This window comes from Pseudomonas cucumis (assembly GCF_030687935.1).
Lineage (GTDB): Bacteria > Pseudomonadota > Gammaproteobacteria > Pseudomonadales > Pseudomonadaceae > Aquipseudomonas > Aquipseudomonas cucumis.
On the sequence record NZ_CP117454.1, the window covers coordinates 5,529,154 to 5,548,639 of the forward strand.

The following is a 19,486-nucleotide window of genomic DNA, read 5'->3' on the forward strand; positions in this document are numbered from 1 at the left end:
AAGAGGATCTTGCCCCCAGTCAAGGCAAGGCCCCGACCTCCCCGCTCATCCAACCTCGACAAATTGTCTCGATTCGATGAACGGAACGGCCAGGGCCTTACGCTCATTTATCGCAGAACTCAGTTACCGCTTGAGTTCAGCGCTTCGGTCAGTGCAGCTTCCACTTCACTGGCGCTTACGCGCAACGGTTTGTCAGCATCACGACGGCGCTTACGCTCACTGTGATAAGCCAGACCGGTACCCGCCGGGATCAAACGACCCACGACTACGTTTTCTTTCAGGCCGCGCAGGTAATCGCGCTTGCCGGTTACCGCCGCTTCGGTCAGTACGCGGGTGGTTTCCTGGAAGGAAGCCGCCGAAATGAACGATTCGGTGGACAACGACGCCTTCGTGATACCCAACAGCACGCGAGTGAACTTGGAAACGAATTTCTCGTCGCCAGCCAGACGCTCGTTCTCTACCAGAACGTGAGTCAATTCCATCTGGTCGCCCTTGATGAAACTGGAATCGCCGGATTCAGCGATTTCAACTTTACGCAGCATCTGACGCAGGATGGTCTCGATGTGCTTATCGTTGATCTTCACGCCTTGCAGACGGTAAACGTCCTGGATCTCGTTCACGATGTACTTGGCCAGCGCACTCACACCCAGCAGACGCAGGATGTCGTGTGGATCGCTCGGACCGTCGGAGATAACTTCGCCGCGGTTTACCTGTTCGCCTTCGAAGACGTTCAGGTGACGCCACTTCGGAATCAGCTCTTCGTACGGATCGCTACCGTCGTTCGGGGTGATAACCAGACGGCGCTTGCCTTTGGTCTCTTTACCGAACGCGATGGTGCCGCTGACTTCAGCCAGAATCGACGCTTCTTTCGGACGACGGGCTTCGAACAAGTCGGCAACACGCGGCAGACCACCGGTGATGTCACGGGTCTTCGAAGTCTCTTGCGGAATACGAGCGATAACATCACCGATCGCGATTTTCGCACCATCCGCAACACCGACCAGGGCGTTGGCTGGCAGGAAGTACTGAGCGATAACGTCAGTGCCTGGCAGCAACAGATCCTTACCGTTGTCATCAACCATCTTCACAGCAGGACGGATATCTTTGCCGGCAGCTGGACGGTCTTTGGCGTCGAGTACTTCAATGTTGGTCATACCGGTCAATTCGTCAGTCTGACGCTTGATCGTGATGCCTTCTTCCATGCCCACGTAGGTCACGGTACCTTTCATTTCGGTAACGATTGGGTGAGTGTGCGGATCCCACTTGGCCACGATTGCGCCAGCGTCGACCTTGTCACCTTCTTTAACCGAAATCACAGCACCATACGGCAGCTTGTAACGCTCGCGCTCACGACCGAAGTCATCAGCGATCGCCAGCTCACCGGAACGGGACACAGCAACCAGGCAGCCATCCACTCGCTCAACGTGCTTCAGGTTATGCAGACGGACGGTACCGCCATTCTTCACCTGAACGCTGTCGGCTGCGGAGGTCCGGCTTGCCGCACCACCAATGTGGAACGTACGCATGGTCAGCTGGGTACCCGGCTCACCGATGGACTGGGCAGCGATAACGCCGACCGCCTCACCGATGTTCACCTGGTGACCACGAGCCAGGTCACGGCCGTAGCACTTGGCGCAAATGCCGTAGCGGGTTTCGCAGCTGATCGGCGAACGCACGATCACTTCGTCGATGCTGTTCAGCTCGATGAACTCGACCCACTTCTCGTCTACCAGCGTGCCGGCAGGAACGATGATTTCTTCGGTACCTGGCTTGAATACGTCACGGGCAATGACACGACCCAATACGCGCTCACCCAACGGCTCAACAACGTCACCGCCTTCAATGTGCGGAGTCATCACCAGGCCATGTTCGGTGCCGCAATCGATCTCGGTCACAACCAGATCCTGCGCCACGTCTACCAGACGACGAGTCAGGTAACCGGAGTTCGCAGTTTTCAACGCGGTATCCGCCAAACCTTTACGAGCACCGTGAGTGGAGATGAAGTACTGAAGTACGCTCAAACCTTCACGGAAGTTCGCAGTAATCGGCGTTTCAATGATGGAACCGTCCGGCTTGGCCATCAGGCCACGCATACCGGCGAGCTGACGGATCTGAGCAGCAGAACCCCGTGCGCCCGAGTCGGCCATCATGTACATCGAGTTGAAGGACTCTTGGTCGACTTCGACGCCATGACGGTCGATGACTTTCTCTTTCGAGAGGTTGGCCATCATCGCCTTGGAAACTTCGTCGTTCGCCTTGGACCAAAGGTCGATTACTTTGTTGTACTTCTCGCCCTGGGTTACCAGGCCGGAGGCGTACTGACTTTCGATCTCTTTCACTTCGTCGGTGGCTGCACCGATGATGCGGGCTTTTTCATCCGGGATAACGAAGTCGTTAACACCGATGGAAACGCCGGAGATGGTCGAATAAGCAAAACCGGTGTACATCAACTGGTCAGCGAAGATCACGGTCTCTTTCAAACCAACCACGCGGTAGCACTGGTTGATCAGCTTGGAGATCGCCTTTTTCTTCATCGGCTGGTTGACGACGTCGTACGACAGGCCAGGTGGAACAACCTGGAACAACAGCGCACGACCAACAGTAGTGTCAACGATACGGGTGTTCTTGACGCTGCCACCATCACGATCGTTGACGGTTTCGTTGATCCGCACTTTGACCTTGGCGTGCAGTGCGGCTTCGCCGGCACGGAACACACGGTCAACTTCCTGCAGATCCGCGAACACACGACCTTCGCCCTTGGCGTTGATCGCTTCACGAGTCATGTAGTACAGACCCAATACAACGTCCTGCGACGGAACGATGATTGGCTCACCGTTGGCTGGCGACAGAATGTTGTTGGTCGACATCATCAACGCACGCGCTTCCAACTGGGCTTCCAGTGTCAGCGGTACGTGCACGGCCATTTGGTCGCCGTCGAAGTCGGCGTTGTACGCAGCACAGACCAGAGGGTGCAGCTGGATAGCCTTACCTTCGATCAGTACCGGTTCAAACGCCTGGATACCCAGACGGTGAAGGGTCGGTGCACGGTTGAGGAGAACCGGGTGTTCGCGAATCACTTCAGCGAGAACGTCCCAAACCTCTGGCAGCTCGCGCTCGACCATCTTCTTGGCAGCTTTGATGGTGGTAGCAAGACCACGCATTTCCAGCTTGCCGAAAATGAACGGCTTGAACAGCTCCAGAGCCATTTTCTTCGGCAGACCGCACTGGTGCAGACGCAGGGTCGGGCCAACGGTAATTACCGAACGACCGGAGTAGTCAACACGCTTACCGAGCAAGTTCTGACGGAAACGACCCTGCTTACCCTTGATCATGTCAGCCAGGGATTTCAGAGGACGCTTGTTGGAACCGGTGATAGCGCGACCACGACGACCGTTGTCGAGCAGTGCGTCGACGGCTTCCTGCAACATACGCTTTTCGTTGCGCACGATAATGTCCGGAGCGGACAGATCGAGCAGACGCTTCAAGCGGTTGTTACGGTTGATCACTCGACGATACAGATCGTTGAGGTCGGAAGTCGCGAAGCGACCGCCATCCAGCGGGACCAGTGGACGCAGATCTGGCGGCAGAACCGGCAGAACGGTCAGCACCATCCACTCTGGCAGGTTGCCGGAACCCTGGAAGGCTTCCATCAACTTCAGACGCTTGGACAGCTTCTTGATCTTGGTTTCAGAGTTGGTTTGCGGAATTTCTTCACGCAGACGGCCAATCTCGTGCTCCAGGTCGATAGCGTGCAGCAGTTCACGGACAGCTTCGGCACCCATGCGGGCATCGAAATCGTCACCGAACTCTTCCAGCGCTTCGAAGTACTGCTCGTCGTTGAGCAGCTGACCTTTTTCAAGGGTGGTCATGCCTGGATCAATAACGACATAGCTCTCGAAGTAGAGAACGCGTTCGATATCACGCAGGGTCATGTCCATCAGCAAGCCGATACGGGACGGCAGCGATTTCAGGAACCAGATATGGGCAACTGGCGAGGCCAGCTCGATGTGCGCCATGCGCTCACGACGAACTTTTGCCAGCGCGACTTCAACGCCGCACTTCTCGCAGATCACACCACGGTGCTTCAAGCGCTTGTACTTACCGCACAGGCACTCGTAATCCTTTACCGGGCCAAAGATCTTGGCGCAGAACAGGCCGTCACGCTCAGGTTTGAACGTACGGTAGTTGATGGTTTCCGGCTTTTTAACTTCACCGAACGACCACGAACGGATCATCTCAGGCGATGCCAATCCAATACGGATGGCGTCGAACTCTTCGACTTGACCCTGGTTTTTCAGCAAATTCAGTAGGTCTTTCAAGGCCTTTCCTCCTGGCGGAGCAGAGAGCGGGCAATCCTGCCCCGCTCTCGATTCGCGTCACGTGTTATTCGGTTTCCAGATCGATATCGATGCCGAGGGAACGAATTTCTTTGATCAACACGTTGAAGGACTCGGGCATGCCCGGCTCCATACGGTGATCGCCGTCCACGATGTTTTTGTACATCTTGGTCCGGCCGTTCACATCGTCCGACTTCACTGTGAGCATTTCTTGCAGAGTGTAAGCAGCACCGTATGCTTCCAGTGCCCAGACCTCCATCTCCCCGAAACGCTGACCACCGAACTGTGCCTTACCACCCAGCGGCTGCTGGGTAACCAGGCTGTACGAACCGGTAGAACGAGCGTGCATCTTGTCGTCTACCAAGTGGTTCAGCTTCAGCATGTACATGTAGCCAACAGTAACCGGGCGCTCGAACTTGTTGCCGGTACGGCCGTCGGTCAGCTGCATCTGGCCGCTTTCTGGCAGGTCTGCCAGTTTCAGCATGGCCTTGATTTCGCTTTCCTTGGCGCCGTCGAACACTGGAGTGGCCATTGGCACGCCGCCACGCAAGTTCTTCGCCAGATCCAGGATTTCCTGGTCGGAGAAGCTATCCAGATCTTCGTTACGACCGCCGATCTGGTTGTAGATCTCATCCAGGAAGGTGCGAAGTTCAGCAACTTTACGCTGCTCTTCTACCATCCGGTTGATCTTCTCGCCCAGACCTTTGGCCGCAAGGCCCAGGTGGGTTTCAAGGATCTGACCAACGTTCATACGCGAAGGTACGCCCAACGGGTTGAGGACAACGTCGACCGGGGTGCCATTGGCATCGTGCGGCATGTCTTCAACTGGCATGATCACGGAGACCACACCTTTGTTACCGTGACGACCGGCCATCTTGTCGCCCGGCTGGATGCGACGACGGATTGCCAGGTAAACCTTGACGATTTTCAGCACGCCTGGAGCCAGGTCATCGCCCTGCTGCAGTTTGCGCTTCTTGTCTTCGAACTTGTCGTCCAGCAGACGGCGGCGATCAACGATGTAGGCCTGAGCCTTCTCGAGCTGCTCGTTCAGAGCATCTTCAGCCATGCGCAGTTTGAACCACTGACCATGCTCAAGACCGTCGAGAACTTCGTCGGTGATTTCCTGACCTTTCTTCAGACCGGCGCCGCCTTCGGCTTTGTGGCCGACCAGAGCGGAACGCAGACGTTCGAAAGTGGCGCCTTCAACGATACGGAACTCTTCGTTCAGATCCTTGCGGATCTCGTCGAGCTGAGTCTTCTCGATCGACAGTGCACGAGCATCACGCTCAACGCCGTCACGGGTGAAGACCTGTACGTCGATGACGGTACCCTTGGTGCCGGTAGGCACACGCAGAGAGGTGTCTTTAACGTCGCTGGCTTTTTCACCGAAGATGGCACGCAGCAGTTTTTCTTCCGGAGTCAGTTGGGTCTCGCCTTTCGGAGTGACCTTACCAACCAGGATGTCGCCTGCGCCAACTTCAGCACCTACGTAAACGATACCGGCTTCGTCCAGTTTGTTCAGTGCAGCTTCACCCACGTTCGGGATGTCTGCAGTGATTTCCTCAGGCCCAAGCTTGGTGTCACGTGCCACACAGGTCAGTTCCTGAATGTGGATCGTGGTGAAACGGTCTTCCTGAACAACACGCTCGGACAGACAGATGGAGTCTTCGAAGTTGAAGCCGTTCCATGCCATGAACGCGATGCGCATGTTCTGACCCAGAGCCAGTTCACCCATATCGGTGGACGGACCATCGGCCATGATGTCGCTGCGCTGAACCCGATCACCCTTGCTCACCAGCGGACGCTGGTTGATGCAGGTGTTCTGGTTGGAGCGGGTGTACTTGGTCAGGTTGTAGATGTCGACACCAGCTTCGCCGGTTTCAACTTCGTCATCAGCAACACGAACCACAATACGGCTGGCGTCGACGGAATCGATCACGCCACCACGACGAGCCACGACGCAAACGCCGGAGTCACGGGCTACGTTACGCTCCATGCCGGTACCGACCAGCGGCTTGTCAGCGCGCAGGGTTGGTACAGCTTGACGCTGCATGTTCGAACCCATCAACGCACGGTTGGCGTCATCGTGCTCGAGGAACGGGATCAGGGACGCTGCAACCGAAACTACCTGCTTCGGCGATACGTCCATCAAGGTGACGTCTTCCGGCGCCTTGACGGTGAACTCGTTCAAGTGACGAACAGCTACCAGCTCGTCGATCAGGATTTTCTTGTCGTTCATCGTGGCCGAAGCCTGAGCGATCACGTGATCAGCTTCTTCGATGGCGGACAGGAATACGATCTCGTCGGTGACCAAAGCGTCTTTCACCACACGGTACGGGCTCTCGAGGAAGCCATACTGGTTGGTGCGCGCATAAGCAGCCAAGGAGTTGATCAGACCGATGTTCGGACCTTCCGGCGTTTCAATCGGGCATACACGACCGTAGTGAGTCGGGTGTACGTCACGCACTTCAAAGCCAGCACGCTCACGAGTCAAACCGCCAGGGCCGAGTGCAGAGACACGACGCTTGTGGGTGATCTCGGACAGCGGGTTGTTCTGGTCCATGAACTGGGAAAGCTGGCTGGAACCGAAGAACTCTTTCACCGCCGCAGCCACTGGCTTGGCGTTGATCAGGTCTTGCGGCATCAGGCCTTCGCTTTCAGCCATCGACAGACGCTCTTTGACCGCACGCTCAACACGTACCAGGCCAACGCGGAACTGGTTCTCGGCCATTTCGCCTACGCAGCGAACACGACGGTTACCCAGGTGGTCGATGTCATCGACGATGCCTTTGCCGTTACGGATGTCGACCAGAGTCTTCAGTACCGCGACGATGTCTTCTTTGCACAACACGCCCGAACCTTCGATCTCGGTACGACCGATACGACGGTTGAACTTCATCCGGCCGACCGCAGACAGGTCATAGCGCTCAGGGCTGAAGAACAGGTTGTTGAACAGGGTTTCGGCAGCGTCTTTGGTTGGCGGCTCGCCAGGACGCATCATGCGATAGATCTCGACCAGCGCTTCCAATTGGTTGCTGGTGGAGTCGATCTTCAGAGTGTCGGAGACGAACGGACCGCAGTCGATATCGTTGGTGTACAGAGTTTCGATGCGAACAACCTGAGCCTTGGCGATTTTTGCCAGGATTTCGGTGTTCAGCTCGGTGTTGCACTCTGCCAGGATTTCGCCGGTTGCCGGATGCACGATGACCTTGGCGGTAGTGCGACCCAGGACGTAGTCCAGAGGCACTTGCAGCTCTTTGATCCCTGCTTTTTCCAGCTGGTTGATGTGGCGAGCAGTAATACGACGACCTTGCTCGACAATAACCTTGCCTTTGTCATCCAGGATATCCAGGACAGCAATTTCACCACGTAGACGCTGAGGAACCAGTTCCAGGCTGAGGTTTTCACCTTGCACGTGGAAGACGTTGGTGGTGTAGAACGCATCCAGCACTTCTTCAGTGGTATAGCCCAGAGCGCGCAGCAGTACCGATGCAGGCAGCTTGCGACGACGGTCAATACGCACGAACACGCAGTCTTTCGGATCGAACTCGAAGTCCAACCACGAACCGCGGTAAGGAATGATGCGCGCGGAGTACAGCAGTTTGCCGGAGCTGTGCGTCTTGCCACGGTCGTGGTCGAAGAACACGCCCGGGGAACGGTGCAGCTGGGAAACGATTACACGCTCGGTACCGTTGATTACGAAGGTACCGTTTTCAGTCATTAGGGGGATTTCACCCATGTAGACTTCTTGCTCTTTGATGTCCTTGATCGCTTTGTTCGACGATTCTTTGTCGAAAATGATCAGGCGCACTTTTACCCGCAAAGGTACGGCGTAAGTTACACCGCGCAACACGCATTCTTTGACATCAAATGCCGGTTCGCCCAGGCGATAACCGACGTACTCCAGCGCAGCATTGCCGGAGTAGCTGATGATCGGGAAAACGGATTTGAAGGCCGCATGCAGGCCCACGTCGCGGAACTGATCTTTAGTCGCTCCCGCTTGCAAGAATTCACGATACGAATCCAGCTGGATGGCCAGGAGGTACGGCACATCCATGACGTCCGGCAACTTGCTAAAGTCCTTGCGGATACGTTTTTTCTCAGTATATGAGTAAGCCATCAGCGTTCCCCAGCTTGGTCACCTGCTTGTTTGGCCCCTCCCGACGGGAGCAGCCAGAAAATCGTGCAAACCCCATGGTTTGCGCCACCGCATCGGGTGGTTACAGCTCGTTACCAGCACCGACCCAGTCGGTTGCCAATAACGGAAAAAGGCCGGTGGCATGAGCCACCAGCCATCAGCCTTTCGCTTAACGCTCGGGCTGGAGGAGCAAAGTCGATGCTTACTTCAGCTCGACTTTAGCGCCTGCTTCTTCCAGTACTGCTTTGGCTTTGTCAGCTGCGTCTTTGGCAACAGCTTCCAGAACCATGGCAGGAGCGCCGTCAACTACAGCCTTGGCTTCTTTCAGGCCCAGACCGGTCAGTTCACGTACTGCCTTGATCACGTTAACTTTCTTCTCGCCAGCTTCGGTCAGCATGACGTTGAATTCAGTTTGTTCTTCAACAACGGCAGCAACAGCAGCTGGACCAGCGGAAGCAGCGGCAGCGGAAACGCCGAACTTCTCTTCCATGGCCTTGATCAGCTCAACGATTTCCAGAACGGATTTTTCGCCGATTGCTTCGATGATTTGGTCGTTAGTCAGAGACATGACTATAAATTCCTGTATTGGGGTGACAGCCTACGCGGCCATCGAAATAAACAATAAACGCTGAAAGGAGTCGCTCAGCCTTAGGCTGCGGCAGCTTCTTTCTGGTCGCGAAGGGCCGCCAGAGTACGAGCCAATTTGCTGGTTGCGCCTTGAATCACGCTCATCAGCTGAGAAATTGCTTCGTCACGGGTCGGCAGACTTGCCAGTACGTCGATCTGATTAGCTGCGAGGAACTTGCCCTCGAACGCAGCTGCCTTGATCTCGAACTTATCCTGACCTTTTGCGAATTCTTTGAAGATACGAGCAGCAGCGCCCGGATGTTCTTTAGAGAATGCAATCAAGGTCGGGCCAGTGAACACGTCGTTGAGCACGTCATATTGAGTGCCAGCAACGGCGCGCTTGAGCAGGGTGTTACGTACAACACGTACGTAAACGCCAGCTTCACGAGCCTCTTTACGGAGTCCGGTCATAGCGCCTACTGTCACACCGCGGGCATCAGCCACAACAGCAGACAGGGCAACATTGGCAGCCTCGTTGACTTCAGCGACGATGGCCTTCTTGTCTTCGAGTTTAATTGCCACGGGTTTAACTCCTGCTTGTTACCGTTTCATCCAACCGGAGCCGGATGTCGTTTTGGTGTCTGATTCGGTAAGGAACCGGGAGCACCATCTGCGTAGGCTTGAGGTTTAAGACTTGCGTCGCCTACGGTCTTGGATAGCCCCCGCCAGGCAGGGACCCCAATCTTTCAATTGACGCGATCGCTCGCGCCAACCTGTGTCTTAAGCGTCGAGCGAGCTTTGGTCGATGACCAGACCTGGGCCCATAGTGGTGCTCAGGGTAACGCGCTTGACGTAAATGCCTTTCGAGGAAGCTGGCTTGATACGCTTCAGATCAGCGATCAGGGCTTCAACGTTTTCCTTCAGCTTGACGGCGTCGAAGCCGATCTTGCCAACGGAGGTGTGGATGATGCCGTTTTTGTCGGTGCGATAACGAACCTGACCAGCCTTGGCGTTTTTAACCGCGGTAGCTACGTCTGGGGTTACGGTGCCGACTTTAGGGTTAGGCATCAGACCACGTGGACCGAGGATCTGACCCAACTGACCTACAACGCGCATTGCATCCGGGGATGCGATAACTACGTCATAGTTCAGGTCGCCGCCTTTCATTTCGGCAGCCAGGTCGTCCATACCTACGCGGTCAGCGCCGGCAGCCAGAGCGGCCTCAGCAGCTGGACCCTGGGTGAACACAGCAACGCGAACAGTCTTGCCAGTACCGTGTGGCAGCACAGTAGCGCTACGAACGACCTGGTCGGATTTACGCGGGTCAACACCCAGGTTCACAGCAACATCGAACGACTCGCTGAACTTGACAGTCGACAGCTCAGCCAGCAGAGCAGCAGCGTCTACAAAGTTGTAGGACTTGCCTGCTTCGATTTTACCGGCGATAGCCTTTTGACGCTTGGTCAACTTAGCCATTACACACCCTCCACGTTAAGGCCCATGCTACGAGCAGAACCGGCGATAGTACGCACGGCTGCTTCCATATCAGCTGCAGTCAGATCCGCGTTTTTGGTTTTCGCGATTTCTTCCAGCTGAGCACGAGTCACGGTGCCAACCTTAACGGTGTTCGGACGAGCGGAACCGCTAGTCAGACCAGCAGCCTTCTTCAGCAGAACCGAAGCAGGTGTGGATTTGGTTTCGAAAGTGAAGCTACGGTCGCTATAGACAGTGATGATCACTGGAGTCGGCAGACCTGGCTCAATACCCTGAGTACGGGCGTTGAAAGCCTTGCAGAATTCCATGATGTTCACGCCGTGCTGACCCAGAGCAGGACCAACAGGTGGGCTTGGGTTAGCCTGAGCGGCCTTCACTTGCAGCTTGATGTAAGCGGTAATCTTCTTGGCCATGAGGCACTCCAATTACGGGTTCGAACGCCTCGAAAGGCTCCCCGGTTACTTGCGCGTTTATCCCAGTGACGACAAAACCCCACAGCCTAGGGCTGCGGGGTTGGGATGCTTGCTCAGCTAGACTTTTTCGACCTGGCTGAACTCTAGCTCTACCGGAGTAGAGCGACCGAAAATGAGCACTGCCACTTGGATCCGGCTCTTCTCGTAGTTAACTTCTTCAACCGTGCCAGTAAAATCAGCAAACGGCCCGTCATTGACACGTACCGACTCGCCCGGCTCGAACAACGTCTTCGGCTTCGGCTTGTCGCTACCGTCAGCAACGCGACGCAGAATCGCTTCTGCCTCTTTATCTGTGATCGGCGCAGGCTTATCAGCAGTACCGCCAATGAAACCCATCACCCGAGGAGTATCCTTGACCAAGTGCCAAGTACCCTCGTTCATGTCCATCTGGACCAGCACATAACCTGGGAAGAACTTGCGCTCGCTTTTGCGTTTCTGGCCATTACGCATTTCAACCACTTCTTCAGTGGGAACCAGAATTTCGCCGAAGCCATCTTCCATGCCAGCCAGCTTTACGCGCTCTACCAACGAGCGCATGACATGCTTCTCGTAACCGGAGTAAGCATGCACAACGTACCAACGCTTAGCCACGGGACACCCTTAGCCGACAATCAAGGAAACAAGCCAGCCGAGCAGGGAATCAAGCCCCCACAACAGCAACGCCATAACCAGAACAACAGCCACAACAATCAGCGTGGTCTGCGTGGTTTCTTGGCGAGTTGGCCATACGACTTTACGAATCTCGGTGCGAGCTTCCTTAACCAGCACAAAGAATGACTTGCCCTTGACTGTCTGCAGGCCTACAAAGGCAGCTACAGCAGCAATGACAAGCAAAGCAAGTACGCGGTACAGGATCGGCGAAGCAGAGTAATACTGATTGCCAACAACGCCAACAACCACCAAAGCGACTACTACTAGCCACTTGAGCAGATCGAAGCGAGAGCCTTGAGCTTCAGCTTTAGGAGTCATCTATGAAGATCCTGTGAAAAGAAAGCCAGACACACCAAGTGAATCTGGCAGGTCAGGAGGGAATCGAACCCCCAACCTACGGTTTTGGAGACCGTCGCTCTGCCAATTGAGCTACTGACCTAAAACAAAATCAGGCCGACCATTATGCCGGCCCGAAAAAGACATTACAACAACTTACTCGATGACTTTTGCTACGACACCAGCGCCGACGGTACGACCGCCCTCACGGATAGCGAAACGCAGACCATCTTCCATCGCGATGGTTTTGATCAGGGTAACGGTCATTTGAACGTTGTCACCTGGCATCACCATCTCAACACCTTCTGGCAGCTCGCAGTTACCAGTCACATCAGTTGTACGGAAGTAGAACTGTGGACGGTAGCCTTTGAAGAATGGCGTATGACGACCACCTTCTTCCTTGCTCAAAACATAAACCTCAGCAGTGAACTTGGTATGCGGCTTGACAGTGCCGGGCTTGACCAGAACCTGACCACGCTCAACATCATCACGCTTGGTACCACGCAGCAGAACGCCGCAGTTCTCACCTGCACGACCCTCATCGAGCAGCTTGCGGAACATTTCAACACCAGTACAAGTAGTTTTGACAGTGTCGCGAAGACCAACAATCTCAACTTCTTCCTGGATGCGAACAATGCCACGCTCAACACGACCAGTCACGACAGTACCGCGACCAGAGATCGAGAACACGTCTTCGATCGGCATCAGGAACGGCTTATCGATAGCACGCTCAGGCTGCGGAATATAGCTATCCAGAGTCTCGACCAACTTCTTGACGGCGGTAGTACCCATCTCGTTGTCGTCTTGACCATTCAGCGCCATCAGCGCCGAACCAATGATGATCGGAGTGTCATCACCAGGGAAATCGTAAGTGCTCAGCAGATCGCGCACTTCCATCTCAACCAGCTCTAGCAGCTCAGCGTCATCAACCATGTCAGCCTTATTCAGAAAGACAACAATGTACGGAACGCCAACCTGACGAGACAACAGGATATGCTCACGGGTTTGCGGCATCGGACCATCAGCAGCCGAGCAAACCAGAATCGCACCATCCATCTGCGCAGCACCAGTGATCATGTTTTTTACGTAGTCAGCGTGACCTGGACAGTCAACGTGCGCGTAGTGACGCACAGCCGAATCGTACTCAACGTGAGCAGTATTAATGGTGATACCACGAGCCTTTTCTTCTGGGGCGCTATCGATCTTGTCGAAGTCAACCTTTGCTGAACCGAACACTTCGGAGCAGACACGGGTCAGAGCGGCGGTCAAAGTCGTTTTGCCATGATCTACGTGACCAATGGTGCCAACGTTGACGTGCGGCTTGTTACGCTCGAACTTTTCCTTAGCCATCGAAATCACCCCTAGCAGAAGAATTAAGCAAGTACTATCAGCCATTAAAACAAAGGCAGATATTTTCATATCTGCCTTGTTATATGGAGCTCTTGAGCGGATTTGAACCGCTGACCTCACCCTTACCAAGGGTGTGCTCTACCAACTGAGCTACAAGAGCGCAACACTTTGCAGGACCTGCAAACTTGGAGCGGGTAGCGGGAATCGAACCCGCATCATCAGCTTGGAAGGCTGAGGTTCTACCACTAAACTATACCCGCGGAGCTTGCAGCTCTCGCTAAAAATGGTGGAGGGGGAAGGATTCGAACCTTCGAAGTCGTAGACGTCAGATTTACAGTCTGATCCCTTTGGCCGCTCGGGAACCCCTCCTAAGCGAGCCGGCATTCTATATCATGCCAGCCTTCTGTCAAGCATTTTCTCATTAAAAACCTGAGGTTAGCTGCGTTGACCTCGCCTCACACTGCCAACCGTTAAAGGTCTTCACTGCGAAGCGGGCGCCATTCTATGCAAACTATTCGGCTGGTGCAACCCCCTCGCACGGCATTATTTTATGTTTTAACTCATTGAATTCTTTGGAAAGGTTTTTTAGCTGCGAGTCATCTAGCCAACGCCGGCTTTCTGGTGCCACACGCACCCAGTAACCATCAGACTCGGCGGGAGCCCTCAGCAAGGACTCGAACTTGATTTCCATGCCACTCAATCGCCGCTCAACCGCCTGAGCCGCTTCCTGACGAGTAAAACCGCCAAGATAGAGGCATCCATCGTCTGCCTGGGCAGGCTTTCCTTTATCACGAGCCGCGTCAGTCGCTTCACTTAACAAGCGAATATCCTGCTGCGAGCCACGATACAAACTCAAGGGGGTTACATCTTTCGCGCGAAGCGGAGCCTCCTGTTGATGCCAGACGTAATAGAACACATTGAGAACAAGCAACAGCAGGAACAACCAACGCATAAAAACCTCAGGACAAGGGACACGCCATCGCCAAACCTACAAATACCAGGTCTGGAACCACCCTGGCCTCGGGCACAATCTCGGAGACCAGATCAGCATCCCCTCCAGTCAGGAAGACTGCGAAATCTTCTCCCCAATAGCTGCGCGCCAACTCTAGCTGAGTCAGCACAAACCCTCTCAACATTAGCAAACAACCTCGCTCGACCGCCTCGACGGTTGTGCGTCCAGGAACAAGACTCTCCAAAGCGCGCTCGGCAGCAAGATCTCCATAGCGAATTCTACGGGTATGGGTGCGCAGCTGGTTGCGCATCAAAGGCATCCCCGGACAGATAAATCCTCCGAGATGCTCACCATCCCCCGCAATAAAGTCAGCCGTAACAGCCGTACCAAAGTCGAGCACCAGACAAGCACCCGAAGCCAGATGAAATCCTCCGAGCATTGCAAGCCAGCGATCAAGCCCTAGCCGCTCGAACTCCTCATAACCATTCCGAACCCCGGACATCTCCCGAGCCGGTGCCGCGCACACTACGGAAACGCCAAAAGCTTCGGTCAGCAGAGAAATCAGCGCACTGGTTTCTTCGGCGGTTCTGACACTGACCAAGCGACAATGTATGAGAGCGAGCCCCTTGAGCCCTTTCAAGCTCTCCAGCAATGCGAGATCCGAATCAACGACCCCCTCGCCAATCACCCGCCCGACATCCTCGCCGAGCACACGCCACTTGATGAAGCTGTTTCCACAATCGAGCTCAAGAATCATCACGCAACCTCAGACTGAGCTCGCCACCACTAAAGACCTTCTCCACACCATTCACCTTCAAGCGCAAGGCACCCTGACCATCGATACCCAGCACCTCACCATCTATCTGACTAACACCGGCAATCAACGATACCGCCCGCCCCTGCCATAGATGATTTTGCTCCCACTCCGCCTGGATAGCCGGAAATCCGCCGCTCTGGTGGCGATTTAAATAGGTCTGGAGCATCAACCCTAACTCCGCAACCAGATGATTGCGATCAACAGCCTTACCCGACTCGAGGCGCATGGACGTCCATTGCTGATCAACCTCATCGGTCATCTGCATGTTCACATTTATTCCGACACCGATCACCACGTGACACACATCAGCAGGATCCCCCACCAACTCGAGCAGTATTCCAGCAATCTTCTGCTGCCCCACCAGAACATCATTCGGCCACTTCAATCCCACACCTGAAATACCAAGCCCTCGTAAGGCTTGCATTACGGCAAGCCCGACAACAAGACTCAAGCCTTCTAGCTGCCGCATCCCACCATCAATGCGCAGTACCAGACTGTAATAGATGTTTTCCGCGAACGGGCTCACCCATTTGCGCCCACGCCGCCCACGACCGGCCGTCTGCCGCTCAGCGAGCACCAGAAATGGCGCAGGCTGGCCACGCTCGATAGCGCGCAAGGCTTCAGCATTGGTAGAGTCAATTGAATCGAAGACTAGAATGGGCCACTCGCAAGAAGACGCCCGCGCGCTTATTTCCGCAGGATCAAGCAGTGTCAACGGCGCAGCCAGTTGATAGCCGCGACCGCGCACTTTATGAATGGATAAACCGAGCTCAGCTTCCAAGTGCTGAAGCTGCTTCCATACAGCGCTACGACTGACGCCCAAGGCAGCACCCAGGGCTTGGCCCGAATGGAATCGACCATCCTTAAGAAGCTTTAACAACGTCAGCATGCAAGTCTCGCCTCACAATGAGGCCCGCATGATAGCCATGCCCCGGGCTGTTGCATAGAAACCCTACAAACGAGATTTTCCTGCAGACAAAAACAAAACCCCTACCTGCATACGCAGATAGGGGTTTCGGAATTTAATCTTGACGATGACCTACTCTCACATGGGGAAACCCCACACTACCATCGGCGATGCATCGTTTCACTGCTGAGTTCGGGATGGGATCAGGTGGTTCCAATGCTCTATGGTCGTCAAGAAATTCGGTAGCCAGCTCGTTTGCCTTGCGGCTCACGCTCCAGCGAATGGGTATGCGATAGTTTGTGTGTTTGTTTCTCGAGCTTTCGGTTCGTTTCGTCTTCACACACCGCAATCTGGCGCCTCTTCAGGTCAGCAAATTGCTTGGGTGTTATATGGTCAAGCCTCACGGGCAATTAGTATTGGTTAGCTCAACGCCTCACAGCGCTTACACACCCAACCTATCAACGTCGTAGTCTTCGACGGCCCTTCAGGGGACTCAAGGTCCCAGTGAGATCTCATCTTGAGGCTAGTTTCCCGCTTAGATGCTTTCAGCGGTTATCTATTCCGAACATAGCTACCCGGCAATGCCACTGGCGTGACAACCGGAACACCAGAGGTTCGTCCACTCCGGTCCTCTCGTACTAGGAGCAGCCCCTCTCAAATCTCAAACGTCCACGGCAGATAGGGACCGAACTGTCTCACGACGTTCTAAACCCAGCTCGCGTACCACTTTAAATGGCGAACAGCCATACCCTTGGGACCGGCTTCAGCCCCAGGATGTGATGAGCCGACATCGAGGTGCCAAACACCGCCGTCGATATGAACTCTTGGGCGGTATCAGCCTGTTATCCCCGGAGTACCTTTTATCCGTTGAGCGATGGCCCTTCCATACAGAACCACCGGATCACTAAGACCTACTTTCGTACCTGCTCGACGTGTCTGTCTCGCAGTCAAGCGCGCTTTTGCCTTTATACTCTACGACCGATTTCCGACCGGTCTGAGCGCACCTTCGTACTCCTCCGTTACTCTTTAGGAGGAGACCGCCCCAGTCAAACTACCCACCATACACTGTCCTCGATCCGGATAACGGACCTGAGTTAGAACCTCAAAGTTGCCAGGGTGGTATTTCAAGGTTGGCTCCACGCGAACTGGCGTCCACGCTTCAAAGCCTCCCACCTATCCTACACAAGCAAATTCAAAGTCCAGTGCAAAGCTATAGTAAAGGTTCACGGGGTCTTTCCGTCTAGCCGCGGATACACTGCATCTTCACAGCGATTTCAATTTCACTGAGTCTCGGGTGGAGACAGCGCCGCCATCGTTACGCCATTCGTGCAGGTCGGAACTTACCCGACAAGGAATTTCGCTACCTTAGGACCGTTATAGTTACGGCCGCCGTTTACCGGGGCTTCGATCAAGAGCTTCGCGTTAGCTAACCCCATCAATTAACCTTCCGGCACCGGGCAGGCGTCACACCCTATACGTCCACTTTCGTGTTTGCAGAGTGCTGTGTTTTTAATAAACAGTCGCAGCGGCCTGGTATCTTCGACCGGCGTGGGCTTATGCAGTAAATGCTTCACCCTCACCGGCGCACCTTCTCCCGAAGTTACGGTGCCATTTTGCCTAGTTCCTTCACCCGAGTTCTCTCAAGCGCCTTGGTATTCTCTACCCAACCACCTGTGTCGGTTTGGGGTACGGTTCCTGGTTACCTGAAGCTTAGAAGCTTTTCTTGGAAGCATGGCATCAACCACTTCGTGTTCTAAAAGAACACTCGTCATCAGCTCTCGGCCTTAAGATCCCGGATTTACCTAAGATCTCAGCCTACCACCTTAAACTTGGACAACCAACGCCAAGCTGGCCTAGCCTTCTCCGTCCCTCCATCGCAATAACCAGAAGTACAGGAATATTAACCTGTTTTCCATCGACTACGCTTTTCAGCCTCGCCTTAGGGACCGACTAACCCTGCGTCGATTAACGTTGCGCAGGAAACCTTGGTCTTTCGGCGTGGGTGTTTTTCACACCCATTGTCGTTACTCATGTCAGCATTCGCACTTCTGATACCTCCAGCAAGCTTCTCAACTCACCTTCACAGGCTTACAGAACGCTCCTCTACCGCATCACCTAAGTGATACCCGTAGCTTCGGTGTATGGTTTGAGCCCCGTTACATCTTCCGCGCAGGCCGACTCGACTAGTGAGCTATTACGCTTTCTTTAAAGGGTGGCTGCTTCTAAGCCAACCTCCTAGCTGTCTAAGCCTTCCCACATCGTTTCCCACTTAACCATAACTTTGGGACCTTAGCTGACGGTCTGGGTTGTTTCCCTTTTCACGACGGACGTTAGCACCCGCCGTGTGTCTCCCATGCTCGGCACTTGTAGGTATTCGGAGTTTGCATCGGTTTGGTAAGTCGGGATGACCCCCTAGCCGAAACAGTGCTCTACCCCCTACAGTGATACATGAGGCGCTACCTAAATAGCTTTCGAGGAGAACCAGCTATCTCCGAGCTTGATTAGCCTTTCACTCCGATCCACAGGTCATCCGCTAACTTTTCAACGGTAGTCGGTTCGGTCCTCCAGTTAGTGTTACCCAACCTTCAACCTGCCCATGGATAGATCGCCCGGTTTCGGGTCTATTCCCAGCGACTAGACGCCCTATTAAGACTCGCTTTCGCTACGCCTCCCCTATTCGGTTAAGCTCGCCACTGAAAATAAGTCGCTGACCCATTATACAAAAGGTACGCAGTCACCCAACAAAGTGGGCTCCCACTGCTTGTACGCATACGGTTTCAGGATCTATTTCACTCCCCTCTCCGGGGTTCTTTTCGCCTTTCCCTCACGGTACTAGTTCACTATCGGTCAGTCAGTAGTATTTAGCCTTGGAGGATGGTCCCCCCATATTCAGACAAAGTTTCTCGTGCTCCGTCCTACTCGATTTCATGACCAAGAGATTTTCGCGTACAGGGCTATCACCCACTATGGCCGCACTTTCCAGAGCGTTCCGCTAATCTCAAAGCCACTTAAGGGCTAGTCCCCGTTCGCTCGCCACTACTAAGGGAATCTCGGTTGATTTCTTTTCCTCAGGGTACTTAGATGTTTCAGTTCCCCTGGTTCGCCTCTTAAGCCTATGTATTCAGCTTAAGATAACCATCTTATGATGGCTGGGTTCCCCCATTCAGACATCTCCGGATCAAAGTCTGTTTGCCGACTCCCCGAAGCTTTTCGCAGGCTACCACGTCTTTCATCGCCTCTGACTGCCAAGGCATCCACCGTATGCGCTTCTTCACTTGACCATATAACCCCAAGCAATCTGGTTATACTGTGAAGACGACATTCGCCGAAAATTCGCGATTAAACTCACAAATTTTACCTTAGCCTGATCACCACCAGTGAAAGTGGCCATCAGTCTATCTTTCTATCACATACCCAAATTTTTAAAGAACGATCTAATCAAAGACTAGAAATCAACATTCACC

At 54.3% G+C, this 19,486-nt stretch carries 12 protein-coding genes, 4 tRNA genes and 2 rRNA genes; all 18 read right to left on the reverse strand.

The window, feature by feature from the left end:
• Positions 1-119: 119 nt before the first annotated feature.
• Complete coding sequence (rpoC, locus tag PSH97_RS25160; RefSeq protein WP_007896632.1) at positions 120-4,319, reverse strand: DNA-directed RNA polymerase subunit beta'; 4,200 nt, start codon at positions 4,317-4,319, stop codon at positions 120-122.
• 64 nt (positions 4,320-4,383) lie between these two features.
• Positions 4,384-8,457 (reverse strand): DNA-directed RNA polymerase subunit beta, encoded by a 4,074-nt coding sequence (gene rpoB / locus PSH97_RS25165; protein ID WP_305447107.1) that lies wholly within the window; start codon positions 8,455-8,457, stop codon positions 4,384-4,386.
• Between the two features lie 220 nt (positions 8,458-8,677).
• Positions 8,678-9,043, reverse strand: a complete 366-nt coding sequence (gene rplL / locus PSH97_RS25170) for a 50S ribosomal protein L7/L12 (protein WP_084319630.1) — start codon at positions 9,041-9,043, stop codon at positions 8,678-8,680.
• An 80-nt stretch (positions 9,044-9,123) separates the two neighbouring features.
• Positions 9,124-9,624, reverse strand: coding sequence for a 50S ribosomal protein L10 (rplJ, locus tag PSH97_RS25175; protein WP_007896629.1), 501 nt, complete (start codon positions 9,622-9,624; stop codon positions 9,124-9,126).
• Positions 9,625-9,822: 198 nt separating this feature from the next.
• Positions 9,823-10,518: a 50S ribosomal protein L1 gene (gene rplA / locus PSH97_RS25180; RefSeq protein WP_008041297.1), complete on the reverse strand. Its 696-nt coding sequence runs from the start codon at positions 10,516-10,518 to the stop codon at positions 9,823-9,825.
• Positions 10,518-10,949, reverse strand: coding sequence for a 50S ribosomal protein L11 (rplK, locus tag PSH97_RS25185; RefSeq protein ID WP_008008888.1), 432 nt, complete (start codon positions 10,947-10,949; stop codon positions 10,518-10,520). The genes rplA and rplK overlap by 1 nt, the downstream gene beginning before the upstream one ends.
• Positions 10,950-11,066: 117 nt before the next feature.
• Complete coding sequence (gene nusG, locus PSH97_RS25190; protein WP_007896622.1) at positions 11,067-11,600, reverse strand: transcription termination/antitermination protein NusG; 534 nt, start codon at positions 11,598-11,600, stop codon at positions 11,067-11,069.
• 9 nt (positions 11,601-11,609) lie between these two features.
• A complete protein-coding gene (secE, locus tag PSH97_RS25195; RefSeq protein ID WP_007896620.1) occupies positions 11,610-11,978 on the reverse strand; it encodes a preprotein translocase subunit SecE in 369 nt (122 codons plus the stop codon).
• Between the two features lie 45 nt (positions 11,979-12,023).
• Positions 12,024-12,099, reverse strand: a tRNA-Trp gene (locus tag PSH97_RS25200).
• Between the two features lie 53 nt (positions 12,100-12,152).
• Positions 12,153-13,346: an elongation factor Tu gene (tuf, locus tag PSH97_RS25205; RefSeq protein ID WP_007896619.1), complete on the reverse strand. Its 1,194-nt coding sequence runs from the start codon at positions 13,344-13,346 to the stop codon at positions 12,153-12,155.
• 84 nt (positions 13,347-13,430) lie between these two features.
• Positions 13,431-13,506 (reverse strand) — tRNA-Thr (locus tag PSH97_RS25210).
• Positions 13,507-13,532: 26 nt separating this feature from the next.
• A tRNA-Gly gene (locus PSH97_RS25215) sits at positions 13,533-13,606 on the reverse strand.
• Positions 13,607-13,630: 24 nt separating this feature from the next.
• Positions 13,631-13,715: transfer RNA gene (locus tag PSH97_RS25220), tRNA-Tyr, on the reverse strand.
• 142 nt (positions 13,716-13,857) lie between these two features.
• Positions 13,858-14,298, reverse strand: coding sequence for a hypothetical protein (locus tag PSH97_RS25225; protein ID WP_305447108.1), 441 nt, complete (start codon positions 14,296-14,298; stop codon positions 13,858-13,860).
• Positions 14,299-14,305: 7 nt separating this feature from the next.
• Positions 14,306-15,055: a pantothenate kinase gene (locus PSH97_RS25230; RefSeq protein ID WP_305447109.1), complete on the reverse strand. Its 750-nt coding sequence runs from the start codon at positions 15,053-15,055 to the stop codon at positions 14,306-14,308.
• Entirely contained in the window at positions 15,045-16,004 is a 960-nt protein-coding gene (gene birA, locus PSH97_RS25235; RefSeq protein ID WP_305447110.1) for a bifunctional biotin--[acetyl-CoA-carboxylase] ligase/biotin operon repressor BirA, read from the reverse strand. Before birA ends, PSH97_RS25230 begins: the two co-directional genes overlap by 11 nt.
• 137 nt (positions 16,005-16,141) lie before the next feature.
• A 5S ribosomal RNA gene (rrf, locus tag PSH97_RS25240) occupies positions 16,142-16,257 on the reverse strand.
• A 154-nt stretch (positions 16,258-16,411) separates the two neighbouring features.
• Positions 16,412-19,303, reverse strand: a 23S ribosomal RNA gene (locus PSH97_RS25245).
• Positions 19,304-19,486: the final 183 nt, after the last annotated feature.